Consider the following 388-nt stretch of genomic DNA (forward strand, 5'->3'; position numbering starts at 1 on the left):
GATCATGGCTGGATTCCAACGGATGAACACATGCGAACCAAGGTGCCTGGCATCTTTGCGATTGGCGATGTTCGCGCTAAAGACTTGCGGCAGATTACCACTGCTGTCGGAGAAGGCGGCACCGCTGGTCAAGGCGTCTTCAATTATATTCAAAGTCTGAATGACACCAGTGTTGAAGTAAAAGCCTAAGTTTTGACGAGTCTTTTAAGATTATCCACCAATTGAATTTGATCAAGGAACGGTTCTAGCAGACACGAAAATCTGTTAGAACCGTTTTTGCTTTTAAAAATACCACACTATTGCGAATATGATGGCAAAAATCGTAAAAGAATTTTCTTATTTGAGCGCGTTTTCAACCCAGCGTTGGTCACTTATAGTATGATTGGAC

The 388-nt window shown here is 42.5% G+C and carries 1 protein-coding gene; it reads left to right on the forward strand.

The genetic code is table 11. The features are described from left to right. A partial coding sequence (locus tag ERX40_RS11125) for an FAD-dependent oxidoreductase (protein ID WP_133418555.1) occupies positions 1-189 on the forward strand: 189 nt, incomplete at its 5' end. Positions 190-388 lie beyond the last annotated feature (199 nt).

This window comes from Macrococcus carouselicus (assembly GCF_004359515.1).
Classification (GTDB): domain Bacteria; phylum Bacillota; class Bacilli; order Staphylococcales; family Staphylococcaceae; genus Macrococcus; species Macrococcus carouselicus.